This is a genomic window from Streptomyces mutabilis (assembly GCF_014649815.1).
Taxonomy (GTDB): Bacteria; Actinomycetota; Actinomycetes; order Streptomycetales; family Streptomycetaceae; genus Streptomyces; species Streptomyces mutabilis.
The window spans coordinates 654,101-665,457 of sequence record NZ_BMTT01000001.1 but is presented as its reverse complement, the minus strand read 5'-3'; the positions used below and the strand labels follow the sequence as shown (position 1 = coordinate 665,457).

At 72.3% G+C, this 11,357-nt stretch carries 9 protein-coding genes and 1 pseudogene; 3 read left to right on the top strand and 7 right to left on the bottom strand.

Annotated elements, in window-relative coordinates; translation table 11 throughout:
* Positions 1-126 precede the first annotated feature (126 nt).
* Positions 127-1,173 (bottom strand): LacI family DNA-binding transcriptional regulator, encoded by a 1,047-nt coding sequence (locus IE142_RS02910; RefSeq protein WP_191884219.1) that lies wholly within the window; start codon positions 1,171-1,173, stop codon positions 127-129.
* A gap of 299 nt (positions 1,174-1,472) precedes the next feature.
* Between IE142_RS02910 and IE142_RS02905 the strand changes: the two genes are divergently transcribed.
* Genes IE142_RS02905 through IE142_RS02895 form a run of 3 tightly spaced genes read left to right on the top strand, consistent with a single transcriptional unit; the run spans position 1,473 to position 4,629 of the window.
* Positions 1,473-2,624, top strand: coding sequence for a Gfo/Idh/MocA family protein (locus IE142_RS02905; protein WP_191884218.1), 1,152 nt, complete (start codon positions 1,473-1,475; stop codon positions 2,622-2,624).
* Positions 2,621-3,772: a dihydrodipicolinate synthase family protein gene (locus IE142_RS02900; protein WP_191884217.1), complete on the top strand. Its 1,152-nt coding sequence runs from the start codon at positions 2,621-2,623 to the stop codon at positions 3,770-3,772. Before IE142_RS02905 ends, IE142_RS02900 begins: the two co-directional genes overlap by 4 nt.
* A 41-nt stretch (positions 3,773-3,813) precedes the next feature.
* A complete protein-coding gene (locus tag IE142_RS02895) occupies positions 3,814-4,629 on the top strand; it encodes a sugar phosphate isomerase/epimerase family protein (RefSeq protein ID WP_191884437.1) in 816 nt (271 codons plus the stop codon).
* 168 nt (positions 4,630-4,797) lie between these two features.
* On the opposite strand, the gene rbsD is transcribed toward IE142_RS02895, so the two are convergent.
* From rbsD to IE142_RS02865, 6 genes and pseudogenes are all read right to left on the bottom strand, one after another.
* Complete coding sequence (gene rbsD / locus IE142_RS02890; protein WP_043372761.1) at positions 4,798-5,187, bottom strand: D-ribose pyranase; 390 nt, start codon at positions 5,185-5,187, stop codon at positions 4,798-4,800.
* A complete protein-coding gene (locus IE142_RS02885; protein WP_191884216.1) occupies positions 5,184-6,086 on the bottom strand; it encodes a ribokinase in 903 nt (300 codons plus the stop codon). Before IE142_RS02885 ends, rbsD begins: the two co-directional genes overlap by 4 nt.
* Positions 6,087-6,196: 110 nt before the next feature.
* On the bottom strand, positions 6,197-8,155 hold the full coding sequence (locus IE142_RS02880) for an ABC transporter permease/substrate-binding protein (RefSeq protein ID WP_191884215.1): 1,959 nt from the start codon (positions 8,153-8,155) through the stop codon (positions 6,197-6,199).
* Positions 8,145-9,680, bottom strand: a complete 1,536-nt coding sequence (locus tag IE142_RS02875; RefSeq protein WP_191884214.1) for a sugar ABC transporter ATP-binding protein — start codon at positions 9,678-9,680, stop codon at positions 8,145-8,147. The genes IE142_RS02880 and IE142_RS02875 overlap by 11 nt, the downstream gene beginning before the upstream one ends.
* A complete protein-coding gene (locus IE142_RS02870; RefSeq protein WP_191884213.1) occupies positions 9,677-10,714 on the bottom strand; it encodes a LacI family DNA-binding transcriptional regulator in 1,038 nt (345 codons plus the stop codon). The genes IE142_RS02875 and IE142_RS02870 overlap by 4 nt, the downstream gene beginning before the upstream one ends.
* A gap of 198 nt (positions 10,715-10,912) precedes the next feature.
* Positions 10,913-11,322, bottom strand: a pseudogene (locus tag IE142_RS02865) (carboxymuconolactone decarboxylase family protein); the annotation flags it as partial.
* Positions 11,323-11,357: the final 35 nt, after the last annotated feature.

Sequence of the window (11,357 nt, the reverse complement as noted above, 5' to 3'; positions counted from 1 at the left end):
GGCCGGCACTCACAGCCCGTCCGGCGTTTGAGGACGGGGCCGTTCAGGCCGAAGCGGGGGCCTGGGGGCGGCAGCCCCCAGCAACGCCCACACCCGCGCGGACCACCGCGAACCCAACCGCACGACTCAAACCCGCGGCCCTCCGGAAGACCCCCGCACCATCAACTCCCCCCGCACCGTCGCGATCCCCCCGATCGGCGCCTCCTCCCGCCCCATCGCGATCCGCCCCGCCCGCGCCCCCGCCTCCGCGAGCGGCAACCGCACCGTGGTCAGCGCCGGCACCGCGTCGATGCTGAACGGCAGGTCGTCGAAGCCCGCCACCGACACGTCCTCCGGAATCCGCAGCCCGGAGTCCCGCAGCGCCGCGCACGCCCCCAGCGCGACGGTGTCGTTCGCGGCGACGACGGCGGTCAGCGTCGGGTCCCTGCGCAGCAGTTCCAGCGTCGCCTCGTAGCCGGACTGCCGGTCATAGCGGCCGTGCACCGCCCAGCGGGGATCCTCCTCGATGCCGTGCGCGGCGAGCGCCGCGCGGTGGCCCTCCAGCCGGTGCCGGGTGGTGGTCCGCTCCTCCGGCCCCGCGATGTAACCGATCCGCCGGTGGCCGAGACCGATCAGGTGCTCGGTCAGTTCGCGGCCGCCCCCGCGGTTGTCGAAGGTCAGCGCGATCGCCCCGGTCTGCGGCGCCGGCGGCCGCCCGCACAGCACCACCCGCGTACCGGCCTCGGTCAGCTTGCGCAGCTTCGCCGCCACCGCCGCCTGGTGCGCCGCGTCCTCCATCGCCCCGCCGGTCAGCACCACGGCCGCGGCCCGCTGCCGTTGCAGCAGGGTGAGGTAGGTCAGCTCGCGTTCCGGGGTGCCGCCCGTGTTGCAGACCACGGCCAGTCTCTCGCCGCCCGCCCTGCCGCCCGGCCCCCCGATCTCGGACTGGACCGCGCCGGCCATGATGCCGAAGAAGGGGTCCGCGATGTCGTTGACGAGGATGCCCACCAGGTCGGAGGTGGCCGCCGCCAGCGCGCTCGCGGGTCCGTTGAGGACGTAGTCCAGCTCGTCGACCGCCTTGAGCACCCGCTCGCGCGTGGAGGCGGCGACGGGATAGTTCCCGTTCAGCACCCGCGACACCGTCGCGGGGGAGACCTGGGCGCGGGCCGCCACGTCCGCCAGGGTCACCGTCATGTCCTCGTCCTCCGCCTCGCGCCTGCGCCGTGCCGCCGTACGGCGGCAGACCGTCGTCCCGTCCCGGGTGACCTTACGACCGTGAACCGCCGGTCGCTCGTCCCCTCGAACCACTCGCCGTCCGTCGGATCGGACAACGCACCCGAAAACACGGTCTTGTCCAGACCACCGTCCACAGGCTAGCTTCGTACCGCATAGAAAGCGCTTGCTGTACCGCGGTGCTCGTCGCGGTCGCCCCGGCACTCGCCGCGGCACCCGTCGCAGTACCCCTGGCTCATCGCTCGTACGAAGGGAATGACGTGACACGCAAGACGGTGCGAATCGCCATGAACGGTGTGACCGGACGCATGGGCTACCGCCAGCACCTCGTCCGTTCCATCCTGGCCCTCCGTGAACAGGGCGGCCTCGACCTGGGCGACGGCACCGTGCTGTGGCCGGAACCGGTCCTGGTCGGCCGCCGTGAACACGCCCTGCGGACGCTGGCCGAACGTCACGGCCTGGAGCACGTCTCGACGGACGTGGACGAGGTCCTCGCCGACCCGTCCGTGGACATCTACTTCGACGCCCAGGTCACCTCGGCCCGCGAGGAGGCGATCAAGAAGGCGATCGCCGCGGGCAAGCACGTCTACACCGAGAAGCCGACGGCCACCGGCCTGGACGGCGCCCTGGAACTGGCCCGCCTGGCGAACGCCGCAGGCATCAAGCACGGTGTCGTCCAGGACAAGCTCTTCCTCCCCGGCCTGCTCAAGCTCAAGCGCCTCATCGACGGCGGCTTCTTCGGCCGCATCCTGTCCGTGCGCGGCGAGTTCGGCTACTGGGTCTTCGAGGGCGACTGGCAGGACGCCCAGCGCCCCTCCTGGAACTACCGCGCCGAGGACGGCGGCGGCATCGTCGTCGACATGTTCCCGCACTGGGAGTACGTCCTGCACGAGCTGTTCGGCCGCGTGAAGTCCGTCCACGCCCTGGCCACCACCCACATCCCGCAGCGCTGGGACGAGAACGGCAAGCCCTACGACGCCACCGCCGACGACGCCGCCTACGGCGTCTTCGAGCTCGACGGCGGCGCGATCGCCCAGATCAACTCCTCCTGGGCCGTGCGCGTCAACCGTGACGAACTGGTCGAGTTCCAGGTCGACGGCACCGAGGGCTCCGCGGTCGCTGGCCTTCGCAACTGCCGTGTCCAGCACCGCTCGGCCACCCCCAAGCCGGTGTGGAACCCGGACATCCCCGCCACCGAGGTCTTCCGCGACCAGTGGCAGGAAGTCCCCGACAACCAGGACTTCGACAACGGCTTCAAGGCACAGTGGGAGCTCTTCCTCAAGCACGTCTACGCCGACGCGCCCTACCACTGGGACCTGCTGGCCGGTGCCCGCGGCGTCCAGCTCGCCGAGCTGGGCCTGAAGTCCTCGGCCGAGGGCCGCCGTCTCGACGTACCGGAGATCGCGCTGTGACCCTCCACCTGCCCGACGCGAACGGCGCCCTGCGCGCCTACGAGCCCCGCACCGAGCCCCTCACGCTCACCCCGGGAAGCGCTTTCACCTCCCGCACCGTCTTCTCCGCGGCGCACGTCGTCGCCGACCCGTACGCGGACACCACCCCCGACGGCCCCGCCGCCGTCGACTGGGACGCCACCCTCGCCTTCCGCCGCCACCTGTGGTCCCACGGTCTCGGCGTCGCCGAGGCGATGGACACCGCCCAGCGCGGCATGGGCCTGGACTGGGCGGGCGCGGCGGAGCTCATCCGCCGTTCGGCCGCCGAGGCGCAGGCGTGCGGCGGCAGCATCGCCTGCGGCGTCGGCACCGACCAGCTCGCCGCCGGCACCCTCGCCGAGGTCCGCGCGGCCTACGAGGAACAGCTGGCCGTCGTCGAGGAGTCCGGCGCCCAGGCCATCCTGATGGCCTCCCGCGCCCTCGCCGCGACGGCGCGGGGCCCGGAGGACTACCGGGAGGTCTACGGCCACCTCCTGCGCCAGGCCGCCGAGCCGGTGATCCTGCACTGGCTGGGCCCGATGTTCGACCCGGCCCTGGAGGGCTACTGGGGTTCGTCCGACCTCGACGCGGCGACCGGCACCTTCCTGGAGGTCATCGCCGCCCACCCCGACAAGGTCGACGGCATCAAGGTCTCCCTCCTGGACGCCCAGCGCGAGATCGACCTGCGCCGCAGGCTCCCGCAGGGCGTGCGCTGCTACACCGGTGACGACTTCAACTACCCCGAGCTGATCGCCGGTGACGAGCAGGGCTTCAGCCACGCCCTGCTCGGCATCTTCGATCCGCTGGGCCCGCTGGCCGCCGAGGCGGTCCGCGTCCTCGACACCGGGAACACGGACGGTTTCCGCGCCCTGCTCGACCCCACCGTCGAACTCTCCCGCCACCTCTTCCAGGCCCCCACCCGCTTCTACAAGACGGGCGTGGTCTTCCTGGCCTGGCTGGCCGGTCACCAGTCCCACTTCACGATGGTCGGCGGCCTCCAGTCAGCCCGCTCCCTGCCCCATCTCGCCCGCGCCTACGAACTCGCCGACGGACTGGGCCTCTTCCCGGACCCCGAACTGGCCGAGAAGCGCGTGCGGAACCTGCTGAGCCTGTACGGAGTGAACCAGTGAGCGACACGGCGCCCGACCTGACGCGCTTCAGCATCAACCAGATGACGGTCAAGCAGCTCTCGCTGCCCGAGCTGACCGCCGTCTGCCGCGAACTCGGCGTCGGCAACGTCGGCCTGTGGCGCGAACCCGTCCAGGCGTACGGCGTCGAGGCGGCGGCGAAGCTGGTGCGCGACGCGGGCCTGACCGTCACCACCCTGTGCCGCGGCGGCTTCCTCACGGCCGTCGACGCGGACGAGCGGGCGAGGGCCCTGTCCGACAACCGCCGCGCCGTCGACGAGGCCGCCAGCCTCGGCACCGACACCCTGGTCCTGGTCTCGGGCGGCTTGCCGCCCGGCGACAGGGACCTGCGCGCCGCCCGGGAACGCATCGCGGACGCGCTGGCCGAACTCGGCCCCTACGCCGAGCGGCACGGCGTACGGCTCGCCATCGAACCGCTCCACCCCATGTACGCCTCCGACCGCTGCGTGGTCTCCACCCTCACCCAGGCGCTGGACCTCGCCGAACGCTTCCCGGCCCACCAGGTCGGCGTCACCGTCGACACGTACCACATCTGGTGGGACGACCGGGCGCCCGAGCAGATCGCCCGGGCCGGCGCGGGCGGCCGCATCCACACCTTCCAGCTGGCCGACTGGACCACTCCGCTGCCCGAGGGCGTCCTCAACGGCCGCGGTCAGATCGGGGACGGCGCGATCGACATGCGGGAGTGGCAGGGGTACGTGGAGGCGGCCGGATACACCGGCGCCATCGAGGTCGAGCTGTTCAACGAGGGATTGTGGGCCCGGGACGGGCGGGAGGTGCTGGCGGAGACGGCACAGCGGTTCGCCGCGCACGTCGACCTCGCGGGCAGCGGAGAATAGATACCGGCGATCCGTGCAACCGTTCCGGGGCCGAGCGGGTCGTACTTGTCATCAGAACCCTGACGGGGGGCCGGGGGGCCAGGGATTCTGACGGGGAGGGAAACCCGAGGGGGCCCGGTCGCCGACCGGGCCCCCTCGAAGTTCTCGGGCCGTCCCCTTCCGCCCGCCTCAGAAGAAGACCCCGCACCGCAGCAGCACGTTCGCGTACGGCCGGGCCTCCCCGGTCCGCACCACCAGCCGAGCGCCGGCCGACAGCTCCTTCAGCCGGGCGTGCGGCACGAGTTCGAGGCCGGGGAAGTGCCCGTCGAGCAGGGCGGCCGCCTCCGCGTTGGCGTCCCGGACCTCCGCCGCCGCCGTCGCCCCCTCGACCACCAGCTCGTCGAGCAGCCCGTCCAGGACCTCGGCGAAGGAGGGCACCCCGGAGCGGAAGGCCAGGTCCACGACGCGGGGACCGGACGGCACCGGCATGCCCACGTCGCACACCAGGACGCCGTCGCCGTGGCCGAGTTCGGCGAGGGCACCCGCGAGATGCCGATTGAGTATCCCCGCCTTCTTCACAGGGCCTCGACCTCCGCCGCCGTCGGGTACGATGCCTGCGCGCCCGCCCTGGTCACGGCCGCCGCGCCCACCCGCGCCGCGTACGCCGCCGCGTCCGCGAGCGACTCGCCGGTACCGAGCCGCCAGGCCAGCGCCGCGGTGAACGCGTCGCCCGCGCCCGTCGTGTCCACGGCGTCCACCATCACCGACGGCACCCGGGACACCTCCGCCCCCGACGCCACCAGCGCACCCTCCGCGCCCAGGGTCACGACCACCGAACGCGGCCCCTTGGCCAGCAGGATGCGGGCCCAGTCCTCGGGGCGGTCGCTCACACGGGAGCCACCGAGGATGACCTTCGCCTCGTGCTCGTTGACGATCAGCGGGTCGCAGGCCGCCAGCACCTCCTGCGGCAGCGGGCGCGGCGGCGACGGATTCAGCACGAAGCGGCTGTCCGGCGCCAGACTCCGGACCACCTCCACGACCGTCTCCAGCGGCACCTCCAACTGCGTGGAGACCACGCGGGAGGCGTGGAAGAGACTGGCGGCGGCGCGGACATCGCCCGGCACCAGGCGGCCGTTGGCGCCCGGCGAGACCACGATGCTGTTGTCCCCGGACGGGTCGACGGTGATCAGCGCGACGCCGGTGGGGGCCCCGCCCACCAGGACGCCGACCGTGTCTACGCCGGCCGCCCGCTGCGAGTCCAGCAGCAGCCGGCCGTAGTCGTCGTCGCCGACCCGGGCCAGCAGGGCGGTGCGGGCACCGAGCCGGGCGGCGGCCACCGCCTGGTTCGCGCCCTTGCCGCCCGGGTGGACGGCCAGGTCGGTGCCGAGCACCGTCTCGCCGGCCCCCGGCCGCCGCTCGACGCCGATCACGAGGTCGGCGTTGGCCGATCCCACGACCAGGAGGTCGTAGTCGTACATGAATCGTTCTCCGATCCCGATGAACCCGATGAACCCGATGAACTCAATGAATCCGAGTGGATCCGAGTGAGTCCATGAGTGCAGCCCGCGTGCGTGCCGTTCCGCCCGTGTCAGCCCTCGAAGCCGGCCACGTTCTCCTCGGTGACCACCTTCACCGGCACCTTCACCATCTTCTCCGTCTTCTCGCCGTCGGCGGCGCGCAACGCGTTCTCGACCGCGATCGTGCCCAGTTCCCTGGGCTGCTGTGCCACGGAGGCGAACAACGTGCCCTCCCGCACCGCCTTCAGCCCGTCCGGGGTGCCGTCGAACCCGACGACCTGCACGGACTTCCCGGCCTTGGAACCCAGCGCCTTGATGGCGCCGAGCGCCATCTCGTCGTTCTCCGCGAAGACACCGTCGATGTCCGGGTGCGCCTGGAGCAGGTTGGTCATCACGTCCAGGCCCTTGGTGCGGTCGAAGTCCGCGGGCTGCTTGGCGACGACCTCGATGCCCGGGTACTCCTTCAGCCCGGCCGCGAAGCCCGCGCCGCGCTCCCGGCTGGCGGAGGTGCCGGCCTGGCCCTGGAGGATGACGATGGTGCCCTTGCCGCCGAGCTTCTCGGCCAGCGCCCGGGCACCCAGCTCGCCGCCCTCGACGTTGTCGGAGGCGACCAGCGCCGACGTGTCCGCCTTGTTGACGCCCCGGTCCACCGCGATGACGGGGATGTCGTCCTTGTTCGCCGAGCGCACCGAGGGACCGGCCGCGTCGGAGTCCACCGGGTTGACGATGATCGAGGACAGGCCCTCGCTGGTGAAGTTCTGCAACTGGTTGGCCTGCTGGGAGGCGTCGTTCTGCGCGTCCGTGACGGTCAGGTCCACGCCCAGCTTCTTCGCCTGCTCCTCGGCGCCCGCCCGGATCTGCACGAAGAACGGGTTGTTGAGCGTGGACAGCGACAGGCCGATCTTCCGGCTCTTCCCGTCCGACGACCCGCTGTGCAGCAGCGAGGTCGCGCCCACCACGGCGACGGCGACGACGGCCGCGACGACGTACGTCAGAGCCTGCTTGCCCCGGTTGCCGCCGCCGGACGCCCCGGCCGCCGGAGTCGTCGCACCGGCCTTGCGCCGCAGCGTGTCGAGGAGCACGGCCAGCGCGATGACGACACCGATGACGACCTGCTGCCAGAACGCCGAGACGGACAGCAGGTTGAGGCCGTTGCGCAGCACCGCGAGGATCAGCGCACCGATCAGCGTGCCGGACGCCTTGCCCGTGCCGCCCGCCAGCGAGGCACCGCCGATGACGACGGCGGCGATGGCGTCCAGCTCGTAGCCCTGTGCGGCCTGCGGCTGCGCGGAGGAGAGCCGGGAGGCGAGGACGATGCCCGCGGCGGCGGCGAACAGGCCGGAGAAGGCGTAGATGGCGAGCTTCTGCCGCTTCACCCGGAGCCCGGACAGCCGGGCGGCCTCCTCGTTGCCGCCGATGGCGTACATGGACCGGCCGATGTACGTCCGTCCGAGCACGAACGCCGTGATCAGCCCCATCACGATCATCACGAGCACCGGCACGGGCAGCCACCCGCCGAGCGTGTCACCGAGGTGGGAGACCGAGTCCGGGAAGGCGATCGGCGAGCCCTGCGAGATGACCAGCGACAGACCGCGCCCCACCGACAGCATGGCGAGCGTCGCGATGAACGGAGGCAGTTTCCCGTACGAGATGAGGAAGCCGTTCACCAGGCCGCAGGCGATGCCGGTCGCGACGGACAGCAGCACCGCGAGCACGACCGGGATGCCGGCCTCGGTCGCGCTCCACGCCAGCACCGTGGCCGACAGCGCGGCGACCGAGCCGACCGACAGGTCGATGCCGGCGGAGACGATGACGAAGGTGACGCCGAAGGCGAGGATCGCGGTGACGGCGGCCTGGACGCCGACGTTCAGCAGGTTGTCGGCGGTCAGGAAGTCCCCGGACAGCGCCGACATGGCGATGACGAGGACGATGAGTGCGGTCAGGGCGCCGTTGTCGAGCAGCAGGCGGCGCAGGCCGCCCGTGGCGCCGCCCTGCGCGCCCGGCTTGTTCTTGAGCGTGTCAGTGGCCACGGGAGGCCTCCGTTCCGGTTTCGTCGGTGTGGGGAGTGCTGACGGCGAGCGCCATCACGGCGTCCTGGGTGGCCTGCTCGGCGGGGAGTTCGCCCGCGACCCGCCCCTGCGCCATGACGACCACCCGGTCGCTCATGCCGAGCACCTCGGGCAGGTCGCTGGAGATCATGAGCACGGCGGCACCGGCGGCCGTCAGTTCGTTGACCAGCTGGTAGATCTCGACCTTGGCGCCGACGTCGATGCCGCGGGTCGGCTCGTCGAGGATGAGCACCTTGGTGTTCGCCAGCAGCCACTTGCCGATGACGACCTTCTGCTGGTTGCCGCCGGACAGGGTCCGCACGTGCTGCCCGAGCCCGGCCATCCGCACGCCCAGCTGCCCGGCGATCCGCTCGGCCGCCGCGTGCTGCCCCTTGAGGTCCACGAGCCCCGCGCGGGCGGACGACCTCAGCGTCACCAGCCCGAGGTTCTCCTCGACGGAGGCGTCGAGCACGAGCCCCTGCCCCTTGCGGTCCTCGGGCACGAGGCCGATCCCGGCCGCCATGGCGGCGTTCACGTCGTGCCGCCGCAAGGGGGCGCCCGCGACGTGCACGGTGCCGGAGTCGTACGGGTCGGCGCCGAACACGGCCCGCACGACCTCGGTCCGCCCGGCCCCGACGAGCCCCGCGATGCCGACGACCTCGCCGGCCCGCACCTCGAACCCGACGTCGTGGAAGACCCCGTCCCGCGTCAGCCCCTCGACCTTGAGCAACGGCTCACCGGCCTCGGTGCGTTCACGCGGGTACTGCTGCTCGATCGACCGCCCGACCATGAGCCGGACGAGTTCGTCCTCGGGCGTGGAGGCGGGCACCTGCCCGACGCTGCGCCCGTCGCGGATGACGGTGACGCGGTCACCGAGGGCGGCGATCTCCTCCAGGTGGTGGGTGATGAAGACGATCCCGACGCCGTCCTCGCGCAGCCGCCGCACGATGGCGAACAGCTTCTCGACCTCCTCGGAGGTGAGCACGGCGGTCGGCTCGTCCATGATGAGCACACGCGCGTCCAGGCTGAGCGCCTTGGCGATCTCCACCATCTGGAGCCGGGCGATACCGAGTTCACGCACGCGCGTGCGGGGCGACACCTTGACGCCCACCCGCTCCAGCAGCGCCTCCGCGTCCGCGTCCATCTTCTTCCGGTCGATCATCCCGAACCGGCGGGGCTGGCGCCCCAGGAAGATGTTCTCGGCGACCGTCAGGTCGGGAACGAGGTTGAACTCCTGGTAGATGGTGGCGATCCCGAGCCGCTCGGAGTCCTGCGCACCGTGGATGCGCACCTCCTCGCCGCCGGCCAGGATCCGCCCGGCGTCGGGCGTGTAGGCGCCGGAGAGCATCTTGATCAGGGTGCTCTTGCCCGCGCCGTTCTCACCGAGCAGCACGTGCACCTCGCCCCGGCGCAGGTCGAAGTCGACGCTGTCGAGGGCGACCACGCCGGGGAAGGTCTTGCGGATGCCCTCGATGCGCAGCAACTCGTCGGGACTGCGGCTGCTCACGGCGTACTCCTTCGTACGGGGGACGGGGACTGTCGGGGACCGCCGGGCTCCCCGCACGAGCGGCGGACGACGAGCCGGGCCGGCAGGGTGACGGACGCGCCGGTCCGCCCCTCGATCCGGTCGACCAGCGCGCGCACGGCGGCGCGCCCGAGCTCGCCCGTGGGCTGGGCGATCGCGGTGATCGGCGGATCGGTGTGCACGAACCAGCGGATGTCGTCGAACGCGGCGAGCGCGATGTCCTCGGGGACGCGCAGTCCGCGTGCCCGTACGGCGTCCAGCGCGCCGAGCGCCATCAGGTTGTCGGCGGCGAAGACGACCTCGGGCGGCTCGGACAGGTCGAAGAAGCCCTCGGTGACCCGGCGCCCGCTCTCCGCCTGGAAGTCGCCCTGGCCGATATACGCGTCGGGTAGGGCGAGCCCGTACGCGCCGAGCGCCTCGCGGAAGGCGTCGACGCGCTCGCGTCCGGTCGTCGTGGCGGCGGGCCCGGCGATGATGGCGAGCCGCCGGTGCCCGAGCCCGTGCAGGTGCGCGACGAGGTCCCGCACCGCCTGCCGCCCGTCCGACCGGACCACGGGTACGTCCACGCCCGGGATCCACCGGTCGACGAACACCATCGGCGCCCCGGCCCGGGCGGCGTCCAGCATGCGCGGGGAGCCGCCGTCGGTGGGGGAGACGAGGAGCCCGTCGATACGGCGGTCCAGCAGGGTCGTCACGTGGTGGTCCTGGAGATCCGGCCGCTCGTCGGCGTTGCCGATGATGACGCTGTACCCGAGCGCGCGGGCCTCTTCCTCCACGGACCGGGCCAGCTCGGTGAAGTACGGGTTCATGACGTCGCTGATGACCAGGCCGAGGGTGCGGGTCTGGTCGGTGCGCAGTGACCGGGCGACGGCGTTCGGGCGGTAGCCCAGCGTCTCGACGGCGGCCAGCACGCGGGTGCGGGCGCCGGGGCTGACGGACGGGTGGCCGTTGAGGACGCGCGAGACCGTCGCGACGGACACGCCCGCCTCGACGGCGACGTCCTTGATGCTCGCCATCGCCGTTCCACCTCCTTGTGGAATCGATTACACGGAGGATTGGAATCGATTACACGGGCGTTCGGCAAGAGGGGGAGCGCAGGCCGAAACCCAATCGTGACCGAAGGCCCCGGAGCCTCTGGCCGGACATGGCGGCGGCCCGGTCCGGGGTGTGGAGGCCCCGGGCCGGGCCGGGCGGTCGCCGCTCGGTCGGTCGCCGACCGCGGCCTCGAACACCCCCGCCTCGTAGGCACCGCCCTTCCGGTGCATGATCACGGCGAGCCGGTTGGCCGCGTTGATCAGGGCGACGAGGCAGATCAGGCGCGGCGGTCCGATCGTCGTCGTAGTGCTTGCGCGCCAGGGTCCGAATCTCGTCGGACACGCCCTGGTGGGCGTCGGCGGGCCGGGTGCCCTCCTCGGCGAGCGCGAGCGCGCGCGGCCTGCTCGGCCTTGGTGAACACGGTGAACTCGCGCCAGGTGGCGACCAGGTGGAGCCGGACCGCGCTCTCACCGGCCGCCGCGGCCTCCTTGACGCGCATGTCGACGCAGTGGCCGCAGCCGTTGATCTGGCTGGCCCGCAGCGACACCAGCTCCTGCGTCGACTCCGGCAGCGCCGACTGCTGGACCAGCAGGCCTCCGACAGCGCCAGATGCTTGCTGACCGA